This window comes from Streptomyces sp. CGMCC 4.7035 (assembly GCF_031583065.1).
GTDB lineage: Bacteria > Actinomycetota > Actinomycetes > Streptomycetales > Streptomycetaceae > Streptomyces > Streptomyces yaanensis.
The window spans coordinates 6,743,775-6,764,122 of the sequence record NZ_CP134053.1; the positions used below are offsets into that span (position 1 = coordinate 6,743,775).

The 20,348-nt window shown below is 70.6% G+C and carries 19 protein-coding genes; 12 read left to right on the forward strand and 7 right to left on the reverse strand.

Annotated features, from left to right (window positions below):
* Nucleotides 1–8 precede the first annotated feature (8 nt).
* Complete coding sequence (locus Q2K21_RS29665) at nt 9–485, reverse strand: DUF1203 domain-containing protein (RefSeq protein WP_310777002.1); 477 nt, start codon at nt 483–485, stop codon at nt 9–11.
* A 111-nt stretch (nt 486–596) separates the two neighbouring features.
* On the opposite strand from Q2K21_RS29665, the gene pepN reads away from it, so the two are divergent.
* Complete coding sequence (gene pepN, locus Q2K21_RS29670) at nt 597–3,176, forward strand: aminopeptidase N (RefSeq protein ID WP_310777005.1); 2,580 nt, start codon at nt 597–599, stop codon at nt 3,174–3,176.
* Between the two features lie 77 nt (nt 3,177–3,253).
* On the opposite strand, the gene Q2K21_RS29675 is transcribed toward pepN, so the two are convergent.
* Nucleotides 3,254–4,222 carry an EamA family transporter gene (locus Q2K21_RS29675; protein ID WP_310777008.1) on the reverse strand — a complete coding sequence of 323 codons (969 nt, stop codon included), beginning with the start codon at nt 4,220–4,222 and terminating at the stop codon, nt 3,254–3,256.
* Between the two features lie 128 nt (nt 4,223–4,350).
* Between Q2K21_RS29675 and Q2K21_RS29680 the strand changes: the two genes are divergently transcribed.
* Nucleotides 4,351–4,881: a MarR family winged helix-turn-helix transcriptional regulator gene (locus Q2K21_RS29680; RefSeq protein ID WP_310777011.1), complete on the forward strand. Its 531-nt coding sequence runs from the start codon at nt 4,351–4,353 to the stop codon at nt 4,879–4,881.
* On the opposite strand, the gene Q2K21_RS29685 is transcribed toward Q2K21_RS29680, so the two are convergent.
* Nucleotides 4,859–6,331 (reverse strand): FAD-dependent monooxygenase, encoded by a 1,473-nt coding sequence (locus Q2K21_RS29685; RefSeq protein ID WP_310777014.1) that lies wholly within the window; start codon nt 6,329–6,331, stop codon nt 4,859–4,861. The genes Q2K21_RS29680 and Q2K21_RS29685 overlap by 23 nt on opposite strands.
* A gap of 127 nt (nt 6,332–6,458) precedes the next feature.
* On the opposite strand from Q2K21_RS29685, the gene Q2K21_RS29690 reads away from it, so the two are divergent.
* Complete coding sequence (locus Q2K21_RS29690; RefSeq protein ID WP_310777018.1) at nt 6,459–7,028, forward strand: TetR/AcrR family transcriptional regulator; 570 nt, start codon at nt 6,459–6,461, stop codon at nt 7,026–7,028.
* Nucleotides 7,029–7,199: 171 nt separating this feature from the next.
* Here the strand turns inward: Q2K21_RS29690 and Q2K21_RS29695 are convergent, their stop codons facing one another.
* The 3 genes from Q2K21_RS29695 to Q2K21_RS29705 form a co-directional block, all read right to left on the reverse strand.
* Nucleotides 7,200–7,439 (reverse strand): hypothetical protein, encoded by a 240-nt coding sequence (locus Q2K21_RS29695; protein WP_310777022.1) that lies wholly within the window; start codon nt 7,437–7,439, stop codon nt 7,200–7,202.
* Nucleotides 7,440–7,511: 72 nt separating this feature from the next.
* Entirely contained in the window at nt 7,512–9,593 is a 2,082-nt protein-coding gene (gene malQ / locus Q2K21_RS29700) for a 4-alpha-glucanotransferase (RefSeq protein WP_310777024.1), read from the reverse strand.
* Nucleotides 9,594–9,833 carry a hypothetical protein gene (locus Q2K21_RS29705; RefSeq protein ID WP_310777026.1) on the reverse strand — a complete coding sequence of 80 codons (240 nt, stop codon included), beginning with the start codon at nt 9,831–9,833 and terminating at the stop codon, nt 9,594–9,596.
* A 233-nt stretch (nt 9,834–10,066) separates the two neighbouring features.
* On the opposite strand from Q2K21_RS29705, the gene Q2K21_RS29710 reads away from it, so the two are divergent.
* From Q2K21_RS29710 to Q2K21_RS29720, 3 genes are read left to right on the forward strand one after another with little or no spacing between them, the layout of a single operon-like run.
* Complete coding sequence (locus tag Q2K21_RS29710; RefSeq protein WP_310777029.1) at nt 10,067–10,600, forward strand: PadR family transcriptional regulator; 534 nt, start codon at nt 10,067–10,069, stop codon at nt 10,598–10,600.
* Nucleotides 10,597–11,301 (forward strand): ABC transporter ATP-binding protein, encoded by a 705-nt coding sequence (locus Q2K21_RS29715; protein WP_310777033.1) that lies wholly within the window; start codon nt 10,597–10,599, stop codon nt 11,299–11,301. The genes Q2K21_RS29710 and Q2K21_RS29715 overlap by 4 nt, the downstream gene beginning before the upstream one ends.
* On the forward strand, nt 11,298–12,638 hold the full coding sequence (locus Q2K21_RS29720) for an ABC transporter permease (protein WP_310777036.1): 1,341 nt from the start codon (nt 11,298–11,300) through the stop codon (nt 12,636–12,638). Before Q2K21_RS29715 ends, Q2K21_RS29720 begins: the two co-directional genes overlap by 4 nt.
* A 103-nt stretch (nt 12,639–12,741) precedes the next feature.
* Here Q2K21_RS29720 and Q2K21_RS29725 read toward each other — a convergent pair whose 3' ends face one another.
* Complete coding sequence (locus Q2K21_RS29725; protein ID WP_128376658.1) at nt 12,742–13,278, reverse strand: HNH endonuclease; 537 nt, start codon at nt 13,276–13,278, stop codon at nt 12,742–12,744.
* A 355-nt stretch (nt 13,279–13,633) separates the two neighbouring features.
* Between Q2K21_RS29725 and Q2K21_RS29730 the strand changes: the two genes are divergently transcribed.
* The 6 genes from Q2K21_RS29730 to Q2K21_RS29755 all read left to right on the forward strand — a co-directional run bounded on the left by Q2K21_RS29730 (nt 13,634) and on the right by Q2K21_RS29755 (nt 20,348).
* Complete coding sequence (locus tag Q2K21_RS29730; RefSeq protein WP_310777038.1) at nt 13,634–14,728, forward strand: mechanosensitive ion channel family protein; 1,095 nt, start codon at nt 13,634–13,636, stop codon at nt 14,726–14,728.
* Nucleotides 14,729–14,929: 201 nt separating this feature from the next.
* Nucleotides 14,930–15,553 (forward strand): Uma2 family endonuclease, encoded by a 624-nt coding sequence (locus tag Q2K21_RS29735; protein ID WP_310777041.1) that lies wholly within the window; start codon nt 14,930–14,932, stop codon nt 15,551–15,553.
* 230 nt (nt 15,554–15,783) lie between these two features.
* Complete coding sequence (locus tag Q2K21_RS29740; protein ID WP_310777043.1) at nt 15,784–16,995, forward strand: ROK family transcriptional regulator; 1,212 nt, start codon at nt 15,784–15,786, stop codon at nt 16,993–16,995.
* Nucleotides 16,996–17,176: 181 nt separating this feature from the next.
* Nucleotides 17,177–18,508 (forward strand): ABC transporter substrate-binding protein, encoded by a 1,332-nt coding sequence (locus tag Q2K21_RS29745; RefSeq protein ID WP_310781318.1) that lies wholly within the window; start codon nt 17,177–17,179, stop codon nt 18,506–18,508.
* A 2-nt stretch (nt 18,509–18,510) separates the two neighbouring features.
* Nucleotides 18,511–19,452, forward strand: a complete 942-nt coding sequence (locus tag Q2K21_RS29750; RefSeq protein ID WP_310777046.1) for a carbohydrate ABC transporter permease — start codon at nt 18,511–18,513, stop codon at nt 19,450–19,452.
* A 2-nt stretch (nt 19,453–19,454) separates the two neighbouring features.
* Nucleotides 19,455–20,348, forward strand: coding sequence for a carbohydrate ABC transporter permease (locus tag Q2K21_RS29755; protein ID WP_310777049.1), 894 nt, complete (start codon nt 19,455–19,457; stop codon nt 20,346–20,348).

The window sequence follows — 20,348 nt, forward strand, 5'->3', positions numbered from 1 at the left end:
CGGCGTGTTCAGTCCCTGCGGACCTCGTACAGGAAACAGCCGTACTCCACGGCCCGCACATGGACGAGAGCCACCTCCGGATCCGCGAACGCCTGCGCGAAGGCCTCGTCGAAACCCTCCGGCCCCTCCACCAGGCGTCCGCCCAGGATGTGCCCGTGGGCCGAGTACCGGCGGACCGTCCGGTGGGCGTCCGCGAACGGGTGATCTTCCCCGTCCGGTCCACCGCACTCCTCGGCATGGATGAAGACGGGCCCCTGCTCGTCGTACGCGCCCGGATCAGCGCCGGTCTCCGCCGCCCAGCGGCGCAGCGGGGCGTACGAGACGAGGGCGATCCGCTCCCCCCGGGCACTGCGGCCCAGACAGCACCGCAAAGGTGCGCCACCCTCGTCGTCGACCAGGGGAACCATGGGGCGCCCCGCGTCGTCGACACCACGCAGCTCCTTCAGGACGGCAGGCTCAATGGGTCGTGCGCTGTACGTCGTCATGCCCCAAGACTCCCGCCGACCCGCCCCGTCCACCGGCGGGAAACGGACATCGCGTTCGTGCAGGTCCCGTGGAAGGATGGCGCAACCCACACATAACGAGGAGATGACCGCGTGCCTGGCACAAACCTGACTCGCGAAGAGGCGCGGCAGCGGGCGAAGCTGCTCACCGTTGACTCGTACGAGATCGATCTCGACCTCTCCGGCGCGCAGGAGGGCGGCACCTACCGGTCCGTGACCACGGTGCGCTTCGACTCCGCCGAGAACGGCGCGGAGTCGTTCATCGACCTGGTGGCCCCGACCGTCCACGAGGTCACCCTCAACGGCGACCCGCTCGACCCCGCCGAGGTCTTCAAGGACTCGCGGATCGCGCTGCCCGGGCTCCTGGAGGGGCGCAACGTGCTCCGCGTGGTCGCCGACTGCGCGTACACCAACACCGGTGAGGGCCTGCACCGCTTCGTCGACCCCGTCGACCAGCAGGCTTACCTGTACACCCAGTTCGAGGTCCCGGACGCCCGCCGCGTCTTCGCGTCGTTCGAGCAGCCGGACCTGAAGGCCACTTTCCAGTTCACCGTGAAGGCGCCCACCGGCTGGACGGTGATCTCCAACTCGCCCACCCCGGAGCCCAAGGACGACGTCTGGGTCTTCGAGCCGACCCCGCGGATCTCGACGTACATCACGGCGCTCATCGTCGGCCCGTACCACTCCGTCCACAGCGTGTACGAGAAGGACGGTCAGAGCGTCCCGCTCGGCATCTACTGCCGTCCGTCCCTCGCCGAGTTCCTCGACTCGGACGCCATCTTCGAGGTGACCCGGCAGGGCTTCGACTGGTTCCAGGAGAAGTTCGACTACCAGTACCCGTTCAAGAAGTACGACCAGCTCTTCGTGCCGGAGTTCAACGCGGGCGCGATGGAGAACGCGGGTGCGGTCACCATCCGTGACCAGTACGTCTTCCGGTCCAAGGTGACGGACGCGGCGTACGAGGTGCGGGCGGAGACCATCCTGCACGAGCTGGCCCACATGTGGTTCGGCGACCTCGTGACCATGGAGTGGTGGAACGACCTGTGGCTGAACGAGTCGTTCGCCACCTACACCTCCATCGCCTGCCAGGCGTACCACCCGGAGTCCCGGTGGCCGCACTCCTGGACCACCTTCGCGAACTCCATGAAGACGTGGGCGTACCGGCAGGACCAGTTGCCGTCGACGCACCCGATCATGGCCGAGATCAACGACCTCGACGACGTCCTCGTCAACTTCGACGGCATCACGTACGCCAAGGGCGCCTCGGTCCTCAAGCAGCTCGTCGCCTACGTCGGCATCGACGAGTTCTTCTCCGGCGTGCAGGCGTACTTCAAGCAGCACGCGTACGGCAACACGCGCCTGTCCGACCTGCTGGGCGCCCTGGAGGAGACCTCCGGCCGCGATCTGAAGACCTGGTCGAAGAAGTGGCTGGAGACGGCGGGCATCAACGTCCTGCGCCCGGAGATCGAGACGGACGCGGACGGGGTCATCACCTCCTTCGCCATCCGCCAGGAGGCCCCGGCGCTCCCGGCCGGTGCGAAGGGCGAGCCGACGCTGCGTCCGCACCGCATCGCGGTCGGCCTCTACAGCCTCGACGAGGACAGCGGCAAGCTGCTGCGTGACGAGGACGGCCGGATCGAGCTGGACGTCGACGGCGAACTCACCGCCGTGCCGCAGCTCGTCGGCCGGCGCCGTCCGGACGTGGTCCTGCTCAACGACGACGACCTGTCGTACGCGAAGGTCCGCCTGGACGAGAAGTCCCTCGCCTTCGTCACCGAGCACCTGGGCGACTTCGAGTCCTCCCTGCCCCGCGCCCTGTGCTGGGCCTCGGCCTGGGACATGACCCGGGACGCGGAGCTGGCGACCCGGGACTACCTCTCGCTCGTGCTGTCCGGGATCGGCAAGGAGTCCGACATCGGTGTCGTGCAGTCGCTGCACCGCCAGGTGAAGCTGGCGATCGACCTGTACGCCGACCCGACCGGGCGCGATGCGCTGCTGACCCGCTGGACGGACGCGACCCTGGCCCATCTGCGCGCCTCCGAGCCGGGCAGCGATCACCAGCTGGCGTGGGCGCGGGCCTTCGCGGCGACCGCCCGTACGCCGGAGCAGCTGGACCTGCTGGAGGGGCTGCTGGACGGTTCGCAGTCCATCGAGGGCCTGGTCGTCGACACCGAGCTGCGCTGGGCGTTCGTGGAGCGGCTCGCGGCGGTGGGCCGCTTCGACGAGGCGGAGATCGCGGGCGAGCTGGAGCGTGACAAGACGGCGGCCGGTGAGCGGCACGCGGCCACCGCCCGGGCGGCCCGTCCGACCCCGGAGGCCAAGGCGGAGGCGTGGGCGTCGGTCGTCGAGTCCGACAAGCTGCCGAACGCCGTGCAGGAGGCTGTGATCGGGGGCTTCGTCCAGACCGACCAGCGCGAGCTGCTCGCCGAGTACACCGACAAGTACTTCGAGGTGGTCAAGGACATCTGGGACTCCCGCTCCCACGAGATGGCCCAGCAGATCGTGGTCGGCCTCTACCCGTCGATCCAGGTCTTCGAGGAGACGCTGGCGAAGACCGACGCGTGGCTGTCCGCCGCCGAGCCGCCCCCGGCGCTGCGGCGCCTGGTCTCGGAGTCGCGTTCGGGCATCGAGCGGGCGCTGAAGGCGCAGGCGGCGGACGCGGCTGCGGTCTAGGGGTACGTGGGTGAGGGCGCCCGGCGTGTGCCGGGCGCCCTCTTCAGGCTATTTCGCCCCCGCCGCCCCTACATTTATCAGCCCCTCCGGCGCTTGAGGAGCGGGGTCCGGGACGGAGCCCCGACGGGGTCGAAGGGGGCGGAGCCCCTGGGGATGGGACGGGCAGGGGCGGCGGGAGCGAAAAACCCTGGGGCGCGCCGCGGCTTGAGCTGGCCGAGCACGGTCGCCCCGAACGCCAGGGTCATGCCCCCGAGTTGGACCGGCGTGAGCCCCTGGCCGAGCGCCGCCCAGCCGACCACCGCCGCGGTGAGCGGGGAGAGCGGCCCGAGGAAGGTGACCTGCGTCGCGGTGAGGCGCCCGATGCCGCGGAACCACAGCCAGTACGCCACCGCCGTGTTCGCCAGCGCGAGGTAGAGGTAGCCGCCCACGGCCCGGGCGTCGAGCGCGGGCGGCGCCCCCTCGGCCAGCAGGGCGATCGGCGCGATCAGCAGTCCGCCCGCCGTCAGTTGCCAGCCGGTGAGGGCCAGCGGACCCACGCCGTCCGGGCGGCCCCAGCGCTTGGTGAGCACCGTGCCGGTGGACATGGAGGCAGTGGAGGCGAGCGCGGCGAGCACCCCGACCGGGTCCAGGGCGCCGGCCGCCTTCAGCACGACGAGGCTGACGCCGAAGGCCGCGGCCACGCCCGCCAGCAGCGTGCGAGCGGTCGGCCGCTCCCCGAGCAGCGGCGCCGAGAGCCCCGCCACGAACAGCGGCCCGACCGACCCGACGACGGCCGCCATCCCACCGGGCAGCCGGTACGCGGACAGGAACAGCAGCGGGAAGAAGGCGCCGATGTTCAGCGCGCCCAGCACCACGGCCCGCCACCACCACGCGCCGCGCGGCAGCACCCGCCCGAGCGCGAGCAGCAGCAGCCCCGCGGGCAGGGCCCGCATGAGGCCGGTGAACAACGGGCGGCCGTCCGGCAGGAACTCGGTGGTGACGGCGTAGGTCGTACCCCAGGAGACCGGCGCGAGGGCGGTGAGCAGGATCGTGGCGTACCGCTTCATGAGGAACTCCCCTCCAGAGACAAGGTGATGACCACGGACGGACGCCCGCCGAAGTAGCTTAGCTTTAAGCTACTTAACGTCAAGCCACTTTCTTGCAAGCGACTGGAGTCCTGGGGATACTTCTCTCCATGGACAGGGACAAGGACCACAAGGACTTCAGGGATCCCGTCGACGCGATCATCGAGCAGTGGGCCGCCGTGCGACCCGACCTCGACACCGCCGCGATGGAGGTCTTCGGCCGCGTCTACCGGCTCTCACGGGAGATGGGCGACCGGATGGACAAGGCGTACGCGCGGTTCGGGATCTCGCGCGGGGAGTTCGATGTGCTGGCGACCCTGCGCCGCTCCGGGGAGCCGTACACGCTCTCGCCCCGCCAGCTCTCGGCGACCCTGATGCTCACCACGGGGGGCATGACCGGCCGCCTCGACAAACTGGAGCGGGCCGGACTGCTGCGCCGCTCACCGGACCCGCACGACCGGCGCGGGCTCCAGGTGACCCTCACGGAGGAGGGACTCCGGCTCATCGACGAGGCGGTGGGCGCCGGTCTCGCCGTCCAGACGGAGGCGCTGAAGACGCTGAACACCCAAGAGGCCGGCCAACTGGCCGACCTGCTGCGTAAGTTGCTCGCCGGTACGGTCAGCTCCGGCCCGTCCAGCTGACCAGCGCCGCCTCGATCTGCGCGGTGTCCGGCATCTCGGCCGCCCAGGCGACATATCCGTCGGGGCGCACGAGCACGGTCGTACGGCGCCCGCTCGCCCAGTGCTCCACCGTCAGCCGGTCCTTGCGGCCGTCCGCCTCGTACGGCTGCGGGGTGATGAGAACGAACCGTCCACCGCGCAGGGCCTCGTAGAGCCGCCCGGTGGTGAGTGTGACGTCCGGGATGCGCTTGCCGACCAGCGCGTGGGCGCCGCGGGGAGCGGCGTACGCGTACCCGATGCCGGTGATCCGGCCCGCCGCGCGCCGCCGGGCCGGGCCGACATGGTCGAGGAAGGTCGTCAGCGCGGCGCGCAGCGCCAGGGTCCAGGGGTGCTTGGCCATCGCGAGCCGGACGATCCCGCCACTGCTGCGCAGCACCGCCTTGCCGACGGGGTGGCGCTCGGACTGGTAGGTGTCCAGGAGTGCGGGGTCGGCGTGGCCGCGCAGGACGGCGGCGAGCTTCCAGGAGAGGTTCGCGGCGTCCTGCATCCCGGTGTTCATGCCCTGGCCGCCGGCCGGGGTGTGCACATGCGCGGCGTCCCCGGCGAGGAAGACCCGCCCGACGCGGTACGCGGGCGCCTGACGCTCGTCACTGTGGAAGCGGGACATCCAGCGGGCGTCGCGCATGCCGTAGTCGCGGCCGAGCGCGAGGCGGGCGATCTCCTTGACCTCGTCGAGGTCGAGCGGCGTGCCGTCGGGGACGTTGCGGCCGCGGTGCCAGCCGATGACCCGGTAGTAGCCGTCCCCGAAGGGCGCGATGAAGCAGAAAGCGTCGCCGACGGCGTTGGCGGTCAGCACCTGCTCGGGCTTCTCGTCGAGGCGGACGTCGGCGAGGACGACGGAACGGATGACGGACTTACCGGGGAAGGGCAGGCCGATCGCCTGGCGCACGGCGCTGCGCATGCCGTCGGCGCCGACGACGTGGGCGGCGCGCAGTTCGCCGGGCTCGTCGCCGGCGCGGCGGACGTGGAGCGTCACGCCGTCGGCGTCCTGGCTCAGCCCGGTGACCTCGGTGTCGTACACGAACCGCACCCCGGCCTCGACCGCACGTCGCTCCAGCGCCTTCTCCACCTCGTACTGCGGGAGGACGAGGAGGTGGTTGAAGCGCGAGGGAAGGCTGTCGAGACCGACGGAGAGGCGGCCGAAGAGCCGGATGTCGGAGAGGGGCTGCCCCTTCGCCTCCAGGTCGTCGGCGAGCCCGCGGGCGTCGAGCTGCTCCAGGGTGCGGGCGTGCAGGACGAAGGCGCGGGAGAGGTTGCTGATCTTGTGGGGGCGCTTCTCGACGAGGGTGACGGGGACGCCGGCGGTGGCGAGATCACCCGCGAGAAGGAGACCGGTGGGGCCGGAGCCGACGACGATGACATCGGTGCCGGTGCCGGTGCCGGAAGCGGTGGTGCGGGTCTTGCCTGTCATGGCGACCTCCTGATGCCAACGCTTGTTGGTCCACTGCCGTTGGCCCACATCCGTTGGCCAACGCTCGTTGACAAACGTAGGTCCATCACACTGGACTGTCAACACGCGTTGGCCTACGTTTGTTGGCATGCCCGAGAAAGCTCCCCGCCGCTCCGACGCCACCCGCGCCACGATCCTCACCGCCGCGCGTGAGCGCTTCGCCTCCGACGGCTACGAACGTGCCACGATCCGCGCGATCGCCAAGGACGCGCGGATCGATCCGTCCATGGTGATGCGCTACTACGGCTCGAAGGAGGGCCTCTTCGACGCCGTCCTGGACGTCGATCTGCGCATGCCCGACCCTCGGGGACTGCGCCGACACGACGTGGGCGAGGTCCTGGTGGGCCACTTCCTCACCCTCTGGGAGGAGAACCACGACCCGCTCACGGCGATGCTGCGCGTCGGCGTCACCAACCCCGCGGGGGCCGAGCGGCTCCAGGGGATCTTCCGGGACCAGCTGCTGCCGGTCGCACTGCACCTCTGCCCGGACCCCGAGCAGGCACCGGCCCGGGCCGGGCTCATCGCGTCGCAGGTGCTGGGGATGGCGCTCACACGGTACGTGCTGCGGTTCCCGCCGACCGTCGCCCTGGCCCGCGAGGAGGTCGTGGCCTGGCTGGCCCCGACGGTGCAGCGCTACCTCACGGCCCCGCATCCGTAGAACCCGGCGCCGCACCTGTACGGAGAGCCACACCCGTACGGAGAGTCACACCGTACGGAGAGCCGCCCCCGTACGCGGAATGGATGAAACACGTCGAGGGAGCCCGCGCACCCGTCCGGTGCGCGGACTCCCTCGATGGAAAGACGGAAAGAAAGACGAAAAGTACGGGCGTCAGCCCTGCTTCGCCTGCTTGCGGGTCTTGTCGGTGACCATCACGAGACCCGCGATGACCAGGAACAGCACGATCGGCGCCACCACGAAAAGACCCAGCGTGTCGATCACGCTCAGGCCCTTGCCGGGGTCGTCGCCGTCGTCGCGGGTCAGCGCGAGCGCGGGGGACGACATGAGCAGCATCATCAGCGTCGTACCGGCGGCCAGGGCGCCGGCGCGCAGGGCGTTCTTCTTGTCCACAGTGCAAAAGTAGCGAACGCCCGCGCGGCCCGCGCGCCCGGGGTGCGATACGGGGCCCTGGGCGCTCCCGCTTCACCCGCCCCTCCCCCGCAGCACATCCACCAGCGCATGCAGCCGCGGTGACGCCGCCAGCTCCTCCAGGGTCACCGGGCGGCCCTCCGCGTCCGCGATCGGCTGGCGCCAGTTCGGGTATTCGTCCCAGGTGCCGGGCAGGTTCTGCGGACGGCGGTCGCCCACGGCGTCGGGGAGCCAGAGGCCGATCAGGCGGGCGGGGGTGCGCAGCAGGAACCGGTGGACGGCCTGGATCTCGACCTCCTCCGACGCCGTCGGGCCCCCTCCGCCCGCACCCCTCAGCAGTCCGAGCCGGGACAGCAGGGCGAGCCACTCGCGGGTGTCGGTGGTCGCCGCCGCGCGCTCCTGGTCCAGGGGGCGGGTCAGCAGGCCCAGACGGTCGCGGAGTTCGACATGTTCGCCGGTGAGCCGGGCGGCGGTCGGCGGCAGGTCGTGGGTGGTGGCGGTGGCCAGGCAGTCGGCCCGCCAGCGCTCGGGCGGCAGCGGCTGCCCGGTGCCCTCCCAGTCCCGTTCGAACCACAGGACGGACGTGCCGAGCACCCCGCGCTCGTGCAGCGTCTCGCGCACCCCGGGCTCCACCGTCCCGAGGTCCTCGCCGATGACCAGCGCCCCGGCACGCGAGGCCTCCAGGACCAGAACGGCGAGCATGGCCTCGGCGTCGTAGTGGACGTACGTCCCCTCAGTGGGCGGCTGTCCCTGCGGGACCCACCACAGCCGGAACAGGCCCATGACGTGGTCGATGCGCAGGGCGCCCGCGTGCCGGAGCAGGGCGCGCAGGAGGCGGCGGTAAGGGGCGTAGCCGGAGGCGGCGAGGCGGTCCGGGCGCCAGGGGGGCAGACCCCAGTCCTGGCCGCGCGCGTTGAACGCGTCCGGCGGCGCACCCACCGACATGCCGGCCGCGAGGTACTCCTGCTGGGCCCAGGCGTCGGCGCCGCCCGGATGCACGCCGACCGCCAGGTCGTGGATCAGCCCGACCGCCATCCCGGCGTCGCGCGCGGTGCGCTGGGCGGTGGCGAGCTGGGCGTCGGTCAGCCAGGCGAGCCGGGTGTGGAAGTCGACGCGGTCCATCAGCTCGGCGCGGGCACGGGCGGTCGCGGCCGAGCGCGGGTCGCGCAGCCGGGCGGGCCAGCTCTGCCAGTCGGATCCGTGGACCTCCGCGAGCGCGCACCAGGTCGCGTGGTCCTCCAGCGTCTCGCCCTCCCCGGCGAGGAAGTCGACGTAGGCGGCGCGCCGACCCGGTCCGAGGGGTACGGCGTGCACGAGTTCGAGCGTCTCGCGCTTGAGTTCCCACACGGCGTCGCGGTCGATCAGGTCGCCCTTGTCGAGGACGGACTCCCGCAGCCGCGCGGCGCGCTCCAGCAGCGTACGCAGGCGTGGTTGGTCCTCGACGTACGCGAACTCGGGGATGTCCTCGACGCGCAGATGCACGGGGTCGGGGTAGCGGCGGGAGGAGGGACGGTAGGGGGACGGGTCGGTGGGGGCGCCAGGCACGGCCGCGTGCAACGGGTTGACCTGCACGAATCCGGCGCCGAGCGCGCGCCCGGCCCATGCGGTCAGTTCGCCGAGGTCGCCGAGGTCGCCCATGCCCCAGGAGCGGCGGGACAAAAGCGAGTAGAGCTGGACGAGCAGTCCGTAGGAGCGCCCGGGCGGTGCGGGCAGCCGGGCGGGCGCGGCGACGAGGTGGGCGTCGGCGGTGCGCCCGTCGGGTGCGGTGACGTGCAACGCGTGGACGCCGGGCGGGAGTTGCTCGGCCGAGGCGCGTGTCTCTCCCTGTTCGGTCTCGATCCTGAGGCGGGTGCCGTCCGGGAGTCCGGCGAGCGCGGCGGGGGGCCGTCCGCCCCAGCCGACCACGGTCGGCGGCAGCAGCCGTTCGCGCAGCTCCCTCTCGCGTGCGGCGAGGGCGTGGCGTACGGCGTCCGGGGTGCCGGCGTCGACGCCCAGCGCGGCCAGGGCGGCCGTGATCGCGGTGTCCGACGCCGCGACCGTACGGTCCGGGGAGGGCCGGTAGGAGGGGGCGACGCCGTGCAGGGCAGCGAGCCGGGCCAGTGGCGTCTCGTCGCGCGCGGGGTCGGCCGGTGCCATCTAGTACCCCGTGGGGTCCGGGCCGGCGGCCGAGGGCTCGCTGGTCAGGGGCGTGGGGTCGGCGAGCGGGGGCTCACTGGTGAGGGGTTCGGCGTCGGGCAGCGGCGGCTCACTGGTCAGCGGCGCCTCGGCGCCGGCGCTCTCCGCGCTGAGGACGCTCAACGGAGTCCGCGGGTCGGCGGACGGCTCCGCGTCGCGTTTGGACAGGGCCGGAAGCGGGGGGTGTGCGGGTGCGGCCACGGGGGCCTCCTTGTCGTCGTACGACGGATGCGGGTTGACAGCAGGCCTACCCAACGGGCGCGTTCGCAGACGTACGAGGACGCACAACGTGCGTTCGATCACAGACCGTACCGGGCGCACGGGCGCCTGGGCGAGAGGCGGGACGCGCCCCACTGGCGTGGATCCCAACTCGCAGGGAAAGGTGCGGCGTTCACTATTCACTCAGTACATGTATTGAGTGCATAATGATCTCCATGAGCACCCGCCACATCCTGCTCGGACTGCTCGCCGCGGGGCCGAGCCATGGCTACGACCTCAAGCGGCGGCACGACGAGCGGTTTCCGCAGGCACGGCCCCTGGCGTACGGGCAGGCGTATACGACGCTGCAGCGCCTGGTCCGCGACGGTCTCGCCGAGGTCGAGGGGACCGATTCCGACGGCGGCCCGGAGCGCACGCTCTACCGCTCGACGGACGCCGGCTCGAGCGAGCTGACCCGGTGGGCCGGGGAGATCACGCCGCCCGCGCCGTTCGTGACGAACGAGATCTTCGCCAAGGTCGTCGTATCGATCCTCGCGTCGGCCGACCCGGCCGCGTACCTCAAGGCGCAGCGCACCGCACACATGGCGCGGATGCGCGAACTCACGGCGGTAAAGACCACGCCAGGCACCGATCTCGCGACGGTGCTCTCGGCCGACTACGCCCTCAACCACCTCGACGCCGACGTCCGTTGGATGACCACGACGGCGGCCCGGCTCACGACTTTGACCGCGGAGGTCGACTCAGCATGAGCTCCCCCCTTCTGACCGGCCGGCGCCTGTTCAAGGCGCACGGCTCCACCCCGGCGCTGCGAGGCGCCTCCGTCGAGCTGCACGCGGGCGAGATCCTTGCCGTCACCGGGACCAGCGGCAGCGGCAAGTCGACGCTGCTGCACTGCCTGGCAGGGATCACCCGCCCCGACTCGGGCACGGTGGAGTACGCCGGCGAGCGCCTCGACGAGCTGCCGGAGGAACGGCTGAGCACACTGCGGCGGACGGAGTTCGGCGTGGTCTTCCAGTTCGGGCAGCTGATCCCCGAACTGACCGCGGTCGACAACGTGGCGCTGCCGCTGCTGCTCGCGGGCACACCGCGCCAGGCGGCACGGGAGCAGGCTGCCGAGTGGCTGGAGCGGTTCGGGGTGCGCGGCCAGGAGACGCGGCGGCCGGGTGAGATGAGCGGGGGGCAGGCCCAGCGGGTATCCCTGGCGCGGGCGCTCGTGACCGGGCCGAAGGTGGTCTTCGCGGACGAGCCGACCGGTGCGCTGGACTCCCTGGCCGGAGAGCAGGTGATGACCGCGCTCACGCACACGGCCCGCGAATCCGGCGCCGCGGTGCTCCTGATCACGCACGACGCCCAGATCGCTGCGTACGCGGACCGGGAGGTGACGTTGCGGGACGGCGTCCTGGCGGCGGAGGTCACGGAAACGGCGGAGACCGCGGAGGTGGCGCGATGAGCCTGGATCTCCGTCTGGCCTGGCTGCTCACCCGCGGTTCCGACCGGCGGGAGTGGTGGCGGGCGCTGCTCACCGCGGTGGGCGCCGGGCTCGCCACCGGATTCGGGCTGGCCGCCGTCGCGGTCGCCGCGCTGCGGGGGCACCACTCCATCATGCTCGCGAGCGGACTGCTGAACGAGCCGGGCGAGCGCGCGGGCGTCGTGCTCACGCTGTTGATGTTGCTCGTTCCCGTGCTGGGCTTCCTCGGGCAGTGCGCCCGCATCGGTGCCGTACACCGCGACCGGCGGCTGGCCGCGCTGCGGTTGGCGGGGGCCGCACCGGGCCAGGTGCGGCGGATCGCCGCGCTGGAGGCCGGGCTCGCCTGTCTGGCGGGCTCGGCGGTCGTCACCGTCTTCTCCGTGCTGTTCATGCTGCAGGTGTGGCAGGGCGCGTCGGCCCTGATGTGGGCCGGGTTCGCGGTGGTCGCGGTGGCCGCGCCGGTGCTGGGCGTGCTGGTGAGCGTGCTCGCGCTGCGCCATGTGGTGACCGAGCCGCTGGGCCGAGTGCAGCGGGTGCGCCAGCGACCCGGCAAGGGCTTGCTGCCCGCGTTCCTGGTCGCGGCGCTGGTGGTGCTCATCGCGGGGGTGTTCCTGTGGTCGGCTTCCTTCCGTCACTTCCCTTCGGCGCCGGTGCTGGCGTTCGCCGTGGTGGCCCTCACCGGCATGGGCGCCGTGGGGCTCAGCGGCGCCACCGCCCGGCGCACGGGCCGGCTGCTGGCCGACCGGACCGGGAGCCCGGCGGTGCTGATCGCGGCGGAGCGGCTGCGCGACGACCCGTGGACCGCGGCCCGTACGCATGCGGCAGTGCTACTGGTGACCGTCGTGGGGACGGGGTTCGTGGGCGTGCGGCAGGTGCTCCTCGACGATCTGCACCGCACCGGGCCGGACCACCTCGCCATGAACATGTCCTTCTACACGACCGGCGTCAATCTGACGGGCGTCGCCGTCCTGGTCGCTCTCGCGATCACCCTGTCCGGGCTGGCCGTGGGCACCGCGGAAGCCCTCGCCACCCGGCGGCGGGGCCTGGCCGCGCAGGTGGCAGCCGGGGTACCGGCCTCGGTCCTGGTCCGGGCGCTGCTCCTGGAGACCGCGCTGCCGCTGGCCCCGGCGGTGGTGCTGGCGGGCGCGGGCGGCATGGCGATCGGCGCCGGGTACGCGCGCCTGACGGAGGGCGGTGCGGTGCCGCTGGCGCCGCTGCTGGTGCCGGTGGCGGTCTACGCGGCCTGTGTCCTGGCCGCCGCCACCTCGCTGCCCCTGCTGCGCCGCTCGGTCCGCCCGGCCGAACTGCGCTACGCATAACGGCCTGACCGGCTCGGTCAGCCCCGGGAGCGCAGGGGACTCCCGGGGCCGGGCCCGAGTCCCGGGCAGCCGACACCCTCAGGGAACGCGAAGGCCCGGATCGTCAGGCGGAAATGCCGTCGATCCGGGCCAACGCGTCATCCGCGCCGTACGGCTGCAGATAGGGCAGCCAGCGCGGGTCCCTATGGCCGGTCCCGATGATGCGCCAGGCCAGCCCGGTGGGTGGAGCGGGTTTGTGCCGCAGCCGCCAGCCGATCTCGAAGAGATGCCGGTCGGCCTTGACATGGTTGCAGCGGCGGCAGGACGCCACCACGTTGTCCCAGACGTGCTGACCACCGCGGCTGCGCGGAATGACGTGGTCGACGCTGGTTGCGACGCCACCGCAGTACATGCACCGGCCGCCGTCGCGCGCGAAGAGCGCGCGCCGGGTGAGAGGAACGGGCCCCCGGTAGGGAACCCGAACGAATCGCTTCAGCCGGACCACGCTGGGTGCGGGGACAGTAACGGTTGCGCTGTGCATGAAGGCGCCGGACTCCTCGAGGCAGATGGCCTTGTTCTCGAGGACGAGGACGAGCGCGCGGCGGAGCGGTACGACGCCGAGTGGCTCGTACGACGCGTTGAGGACCAGGACATGCGGCACGGATGCCTCCTTGGGCGTCGGCGGCGCGTGGCTCGCGCCGGGACGATCTGCAGCCAGTCTCCCCTCATGCCTGGTGGAAGCGCCACCATGTCCCGGTAACGGGCTGGGAGTGTTTTCGACCACACATGATGGATCCCCCGCTGTGCGCCCCCTTCATTCACCAGGTGTGCTCCGGTGAGCACCGTCTCTCCGCCGGACATCACCACGATCCCCACCCGATGCCCCGTTAGTGTGGTGCTCCTGCCCGTCCGGTGACCTTTCCGTGACCTCGACTCGACGACCCCGATGGCCTTGACGCCCTGGACGACCTGACCGCCCACACCGGAGGCAGACGCTGCACCTGGAGGTACCTGCCGTGTCCTTGCCCGCCCTGTTGGCCGCCGACGCCACGCCGTCCCCGTCGCCCTCGCAGACGACGGCGCCGACGGTTCCCTCGCTCCAGGACGCCCAGGAGAGCGCGACGAACGCCGCGAGCTGGGTCGAGCAGAACTGGTCCACGTGGCTCGCGATCGGCCTCAGGGTCCTGCTGATCCTGGTGATCGCGGCGGTGCTGAGAGTGGTGGTACGGCGGGCGATCACCAAGCTGATCGACCGCATGAGCCGTACGGCCGAGGCGGTGGACGGCACGACGCTCGGCGGACTGCTGGTCAACGCGGAACGCCGCCGGCAGCGCTCGCAGGCGATCGGCTCGGTGCTGCGCTCGGTGGCCTCGTTCCTGATCCTGGGCACGGCGGCGCTGATGGTCCTCTCGACCTTCCAGATCAACCTGGCGCCCCTGCTGGCCTCCGCCGGTGTCGCGGGTGTGGCGATCGGTTTCGGCGCGCGCAACCTGGTCACGGACTTCCTCTCCGGCGTGTTCATGATCCTGGAGGACCAGTACGGCGTCGGCGACACCATCGACGCCGGGGTGGCCTCCGGCGAGGTGATCGAGGTCGGTCTGCGCGTGACGAAGCTGCGCGGCGACAACGGCGAGATCTGGTACGTACGCAACGGCGAGGTCAAGCGCGTCGGCAACCTCTCGCAGGGCTGGTCGACGGCCGGGGTCGACGTGACCGTCCGCGCGAGCGAGGACCTGGACCGGGTCAAGGCGACCCTCGACGCGGTGGCGGAGCAGATGAGCAAGGAGGAGCCCTGGAACGAGCGCCTCTGGGGCCCGGTCGAGGTGCTCGGTCTGGACAGCGTGCTGCTGGACTCGATGGTGGTCCGGGTCTCGGCGAAGACGATGCCGGGCAAGGCCGTGTCGGTGGAGCGCGAGCTGCGCTGGCGCGTCAAGCGGGCCTTCGACGCGGCGGACATCCGGATCGTGGGCGGCACCACGGCCGTGCCGGAGGAGGAGATCCCGGCCGACCCGACGGCCGCCCTGGCGCCCCCGTCGGTGTACGCGAACTCGGAATCGCCCCAGGCGGAGGCGGCGTCCCCGATACCGCCGGCGCGACCGGTGGTCAGGTGACAGGTCGTACGAGGGAGGCGGCGTCCGGGAGCGTTCCGGGCGCCGCCTCTTGGTGTGCGTGGGGGCGGAACGGTTCAGCACGCTCGTTCGAGTGAACGGACCTGGCATTCCGGCGTCTCGGGTGAGCGGCGTGCTCCATCGTTCTGCCGGGGCACCCAGCGCGGGCTTAGCCTGGCATCAGCGCGACGAGGAGAACCAGCGATGAGCGCCGAACCGATCATGGAGCCGGTCATGACGCAGGTGGACCCCATCGATCTGTTGAACGCATTCGAAAAGGCAGCGTCACCTATGCCGATTCGAGCGGAGTACATCGAGGGGATGGGCATCTTGCCGCCTCAACCGGAACACGGGCACAACGCTGGTGCCGTAAAGCTCATCGTTCAGTTCCACCTGGCTGGGCTGGATCTGGCCGGCGTGAATGACGGCTTCCGAGTCGCTCACCCAGACGGTCGGACGATGGCTTTGGTCGTTCCGGACTTCTATGTCTGCCGCCGCGATCCCACAGACCTCGACGAGTCGTACCGCACAGCGCACAGGGGCTGGTACCCCATTGACATGATCGCCCTCGTCGGCGAGGTCACCTCCACAAACCACGAGACTGACACCGGCCCCAAGTTCCGGACATACGCGGCCGCCGGTGTTCCCGTCTACGTCCTGATCGACCGCCACACCCGGACGGCTCACTGCTACACGGACCCCATCCTCCCCTGCGACGACCCCACCGAGGCCTACTACGACACCGACACAAAGGTGAACCTCGGCGACCTCCTCCCGCTCCCGGCCCCGTACCCCACCCTGGACACGGCCCCGTTCCTGGAGAGCTGAGGGCGAAGGTCCTCAGCCGCGGCAGGTAACGAGTTGGTTGCCCGCCGGTGGCCGGTATTGACGCTCCCGAGGCGGCGGGCCTACGTTCCTCTCACCAATAGGAAACTTTCCTAACAGTGATCCGAGGGACCGGTCGGGACAACGGGAAGGACCCCGGAAACGATCACCCGGTGGACTTCCCGGCGGCCCCGCTGAGAAGCTGGTCCGTTGAAAGGCAGGTGGCGACAGACATGGCAGGATCCGCCGGTACGCCGGGCACCCCGCGCGTGCTGCGCGCCATGAACGACCGCGCCGCCCTGGACCTCCTCCTGGAGCACGGTCCGCTCAGCCGCACCCGCATCGGCAAGCTCACCGGCCTGTCGAAGCCCACCGCCTCCCAGCTCCTCGCGCGCCTCGAAGCCGCCGGCCTCGTCCTGATGACCGGCACCAGCGAGGGACGTCCGGGCCCGAACGCGCAGCTGTACGTGGTCAACCCGGCCGCCGCCCACGTCGCGGGCCTCGACGTCACCCCCGAGCGCATCCTCGCCGCCGTCGCCGACATCACCGGCCGCACGGTGGGCGAGTACGAGCTGCCCACCCCGGGCCGCCGCCCGGCCCAGCCCGTCGTACGGCAGGTCACCGACGCCCTGGACGGCGCCGTGAAGGCCGCCGGGCTCGCCGCCTCGGACGTGCACCGGGTCGTCATCGGCACCCCGGGCGCCTTCGACCCCACCACCGGTCGGCTGCGCTACGCCTCCCACCTGCCCGGCTGGCACTCCCCCACGCTGCTCGACGAACTCGCCGCCGCCCTCCCGATGCCGGTCGAGTACGAGAACGACGTCAACCTCGTCGCCCTCGCCGAGCAGCGCCTGGGCGCGGCCAGGGGCCACCACGACTTCGTCCTGCTGTGGAACGAGGGCGGTCTCGGTGCCGCCCTCGTCCTCGGCGGCCGACTGCACCGCGGCTGGACCGGCGGCGCCGGAGAGGTCGGCTTCCTGCCGGTGCCCGGCGCGCCCCTGGTCCGCCAGGTGACCCGGGCCAACAGTGGCGGTTACCAGGAACTGGCCGGCTCGCAGTCCATCCCGAAGCTCGCCCGCGAACTCGGCATCCAGGACGTGCCCACCGGTCCGTACGCCGAGGTCGCCGCCACCCTCGTGGGTCAGGCCGCCGACAGCGCCACCGGTCCCCACCGGCGGCTCCTGGAGACGTACGCGACACGCCTCGCCACCGGTCTCGCCTCGCTCGTCTCCGTGCTCGACCCCGAACTCGTCGTCCTCAGCGGCGCCTCCCTCACCGCCGGGGGCGAGCCGCTGCGGACCCTGGTCCAGGCCGAACTGGAGGAGCTGGCCGCGTCCCGGCCGCGCCTCGTCGTCGGTGACGTACGCGAACACCCCGTGCTGCGCGGCGCGTTGGAGAGCGCGCTCGCGGCCACCCGCGACGAGGTCTTCGACACCTCACGCTGAGCACCCACCGGGCCCCACCGGGCCCTCTTGGTCCCACTCGATCCCACCCGGTCCCACCCAGCCCCGACATCCACGCCGGTTTCACCCCGGCTTCCACCCAGGCTTTCCCCCCGGCCCGACACCCGCACCGGCCGAACCCACACCCCGCCCGTCCCAGGGAGACCCCGTCATGCCCGAAGTCATGCCCGAAGTGATCCGAAAGACGGCTTTTGCCCTTACCGCGTCCCTCGCTCTCCTCACCACCGCCTGTACCGGCCAGTCCTCCTCCGGCGCGAGCGACGACGCGTCCAAGGAGACCACCATCAACTTCTGGCACGCCTGGAGCGCGGCCTCCGAGACGAAGGCCGTGAACGCGCTCGTCGCGGGTTTCGAGAAGGCGCACCCCAACATCCACGTCAACGTCGTCGCCAACATGACCGACGACAAGATCAACCAGGCGCTGCGCAGCGGCGGCACCAAGGCCCCCGACGTCATCTCCTCCTTCACCACGAACAACGTGGGCAAGTTCTGCTCGTCGGGCGCCCTGGTCGACCTCAACCCCTTCTTCAAGAAGTCGGGCATCGACCCGGCCACGACCTTCCCGAAGGCGATGAACGAGTACACCCAGTACGACGGCAACCGCTGTTCGGTGCCGCTGCTGGGTGACGCGTACGGGCTGTACTACAACAAGACAGCCTTCAAGAAGGCGGGTATCACCAGCCCGCCCAAGACATGGTCCGAGTTCGAGGCGGACGCGAAGAAGCTGACGATCGCCGACGGCGACAGCTACAAGCAGCTCGGGTTCATGCCGGACTACCACGGCTGGGAGACGACGACCGAGCACTACCTCGGGCAGTTCTCCCCGACGTACTTCGACAAGGACGGCAAGTCGAACGTCGCCAAGGACCCTGCGTTCGAGGCCGCGTTCACCCTCCAGAAGAAGCTGGTCGACGAACTGGGCGGCTTCCAGAAGCTGGAGAAGTACCGCTCCAAGCTCGGCGACGAGTGGGGTCCCAAGCACCCCTTCAACACCGGCCAGGTCGCGATGCAGCTCGACGGTGAATGGCGCCTGGGCATGGCCCTGGAAGCCAACCCGAAGTTCGAGATCGGGGTGGCGCCGCTGCCCGTACCGGACGACCAGGCCGCCCAGTACGGCAAGGGCTACATCACCGGCACCATCGCCGGTATCGCCGCCACCAGCAAGAAGCAGAACGCGGCCTGGGAGCTGGTGAAGTACATGACCACCGACACGGACGCGGTGGTGGGCTTCTCCAACGCCATCCACAACGTGCCGTCCACGCTCGCCGCGCTGAAGTCGCCCAAGCTGAAGTACGACCCGCGCTTCAAGACGTTTCTTGACATCGCCGCGAACCCGAACTCGACCACGTCTCCCGCGTCGATCAACGGCGGCGTGTACCTGACGACGATCCAGCAGTTCGGCTACGACTACGAGAGCGGCAAGGTCAAGGACCTGGGGGCCGGTCTGGCGAGCGCGGCCAAGCAGATCGACACGGACATCGCGCAGGCCAAGTAGCGATGAGCACGATCACCCTCGCGTCGAAGCGCCGCAGGGCGGCGCTTCGCACGGTCGCCTTCATGTCGCCCTGGCTGATCGGCTTCGCGGTGTTCTTCGCGTATCCGCTGATCTCGACGGTCTACTTCTCGTTCATGCACTACGACGGCTTCCGGCCGCCGACGTGGAGCGGTACGAAGAACTGGACGTACGTCTTCAAGGACTATCCGTTCTTCTGGCCGGCCCTGCGCAACACCCTGTGGCTGGTGCTCGTGATGGTCAGCCTGCGGGTCGTCTTCGGACTGGGCGTGGGCCTGCTGATCACCAAGATCAAGACGGGTACCGGCGTCTTCCGCACGCTCTTCTACCTGCCCTACCTCGCCCCGCCCGTCGCCGCGACCATGGCGTTCGCCTTCCTCCTCAACCCCGGTACGGGCCCGGTCAACTCGATCCTCGACAGGATCGGCATCCCGGCACCGGGCTGGTTCAACGACCCGGCCTGGTCCAAGCCCGCCCTCACCCTGCTGGCGCTGTGGGGCGTCGGCGACCTGATGGTCATCTTCATGGCCGCCCTGCTCGACGTACCGCAGGAGCAGTACGAGGCGGCGGAGCTGGACGGGGCGTCGGCGTGGCAGCGGTTCCGGTACGTCACCCTGCCGAACATCTCGCCGATCATCCTGTTCGCGGTGGTCACCGGCGTGATCCAGACCATGCAGTACTACACACAGCCGCTGATCGCCGGGAAGGTCGCCTCGGGCGTCATCCAGGGTGCCGGAACACAGTTCGAGCCGGGCTATCCCGAGAAGTCCACGCTCACCCTGCCCCAACTCGTCTACAACCTGGGCTTCCAGCGCTTCGACTACGGCTCCGCCTGTGTGGTCGCGCTCGTGCTCTTCGCCCTGTCCATGGCGTTCACCGCGTTCCTGATGCGACGCCGGGGCGGCCTCAATCTGGCAGGTGACTGACCATGACCCAAGTACTCGACAAGCCCCTTGAGTTGCGGGCACCCGTATCACCTGCCGAACGCACCGCCCGCCGCAAGGCCGTCCTGGAATGGATCGCGATCCACTCCCTCGGCGTGGCCGCCGCCCTCTTCTTCACGCTGCCCTTCGTGTTCGTGCTCCTGACCTCGCTGATGAGCGACACCCAGGCGCTCAGCCGCGATCTGATCCCGCACACCTGGGAGTGGGGCAACTACAAGAAGGTCTTCGACACGCCCGGGTTCCTCACCTGGTGGAAGAACACGCTGATCTACGCCGGCCTCGGCACCGTCCTGACCGTCGTGTCATCGATCCCGGTCGCGTACGCCCTCGCCAAGTTCCGCTTCCGGGGCCGGAACCTGTCACTCATGCTGGTGATCTCGATGATGATGCTGCCGCCGCAGGTCGTCATCATCCCGATGTACCTGTTCTGGGCGAAGCAGCTGGATCTGTCGGGGACGCTGTGGCCGCTGATCATCCCGATGGCGTTCGGGGACGCGTTCTCCATCTTTCTGCTGCGGCAGTTCCTGATGACCATCCCGAACGAATACCTGGACGCGGCGAAGGTCGACGGCTGCGGGGATCTGCGGGCACTGCTGAAGGTCGTGCTGCCGATGGCGCGGCCCGGGATCGCCGCCGTGGCCCTCTTCCAGTTCTTCTACGCCTGGAACGACTACTTCGGGCCGCAGATCTACGCCTCGGAGAATCCGGGTGCCTGGACCCTGAGTTACGGACTGGAATCGTTCAAGGGTGCGCACCACACCGACTGGAACCTCACCATGGCCGCGACCGTACTTGTCATGGCCCCTGTGATCCTCGTGTTCTTCTTCGCGCAGAAGGCGTTCGTCGAGGGCGTCACGCTCACCGGAGTGAAGGGTTGA

Excerpts from the sequence above, each read along its gene's own strand:
- Q2K21_RS29665 (WP_310777002.1), bottom strand. The coding sequence starts at position 485 with ATGACGACGTACAGCGCACGACCCATTGAGCCTGCCGTCCTGAAGGAG.
- Q2K21_RS29675 (WP_310777008.1), bottom strand. The coding sequence starts at position 4,222 with ATGAAGCGGTACGCCACGATCCTGCTCACCGCCCTCGCGCCGGTCTCC.
- Q2K21_RS29680 (WP_310777011.1), top strand. The coding sequence starts at position 4,351 with ATGGACAGGGACAAGGACCACAAGGACTTCAGGGATCCCGTCGACGCG.
- Q2K21_RS29685 (WP_310777014.1), bottom strand. The coding sequence starts at position 6,331 with ATGACAGGCAAGACCCGCACCACCGCTTCCGGCACCGGCACCGGCACC.
- Q2K21_RS29690 (WP_310777018.1), top strand. The coding sequence starts at position 6,459 with ATGCCCGAGAAAGCTCCCCGCCGCTCCGACGCCACCCGCGCCACGATC.
- malQ (WP_310777024.1), bottom strand. The coding sequence starts at position 9,593 with ATGGCACCGGCCGACCCCGCGCGCGACGAGACGCCACTGGCCCGGCTC.
- Q2K21_RS29710 (WP_310777029.1), top strand. The coding sequence starts at position 10,067 with ATGAGCACCCGCCACATCCTGCTCGGACTGCTCGCCGCGGGGCCGAGC.
- Q2K21_RS29715 (WP_310777033.1), top strand. The coding sequence starts at position 10,597 with ATGAGCTCCCCCCTTCTGACCGGCCGGCGCCTGTTCAAGGCGCACGGC.
- Q2K21_RS29720 (WP_310777036.1), top strand. The coding sequence starts at position 11,298 with ATGAGCCTGGATCTCCGTCTGGCCTGGCTGCTCACCCGCGGTTCCGAC.
- Q2K21_RS29735 (WP_310777041.1), top strand. The coding sequence starts at position 14,930 with ATGAGCGCCGAACCGATCATGGAGCCGGTCATGACGCAGGTGGACCCC.
- Q2K21_RS29740 (WP_310777043.1), top strand. The coding sequence starts at position 15,784 with ATGGCAGGATCCGCCGGTACGCCGGGCACCCCGCGCGTGCTGCGCGCC.
- Q2K21_RS29745 (WP_310781318.1), top strand. The coding sequence starts at position 17,177 with ATGCCCGAAGTGATCCGAAAGACGGCTTTTGCCCTTACCGCGTCCCTC.
- Q2K21_RS29750 (WP_310777046.1), top strand. The coding sequence starts at position 18,511 with ATGAGCACGATCACCCTCGCGTCGAAGCGCCGCAGGGCGGCGCTTCGC.
- Q2K21_RS29755 (WP_310777049.1), top strand. The coding sequence starts at position 19,455 with ATGACCCAAGTACTCGACAAGCCCCTTGAGTTGCGGGCACCCGTATCA.